Below are 322 nucleotides of genomic sequence, written 5' to 3' on the forward strand. Positions count from 1 at the left end.
GCGGCCCGACACTTCGAGCCGACACCACTAAGATCGAGGTTATCGATGCAGAGAAACAATTAGTGGTCTTTGATTTAGACGCGTTCATTTTAAATGGTGCGAAGCCGAATGAACTTCCTACCATCTCTGCCGGTTCGATCGTCCGTATTCATGACTTACCACAAGACCCTTCTGACAATAAATCTCAATGGGTACGTCAAAGCTCAGATGCTTCTATCTATATTTTTGGTCAAGTGAACACGCCTGGACGCTTTAGATTCACTAAAGAAATGCATTTTCTCGACATACTGGCTGCCGCAGATGGCCCGACAAAAGAAGCTGA

The 322-nt window shown here is 45.7% G+C and carries 1 pseudogene; it reads left to right on the forward strand.

The features are described from left to right. Positions 1-322 (forward strand): annotated as a pseudogene (locus ACP45E_RS00260) (SLBB domain-containing protein); the annotation flags it as partial.

Source organism: Vibrio genomosp. F10 str. 9ZD137, assembly GCF_049974785.1.
Taxonomy (GTDB): domain Bacteria; phylum Pseudomonadota; class Gammaproteobacteria; order Enterobacterales; family Vibrionaceae; genus Vibrio.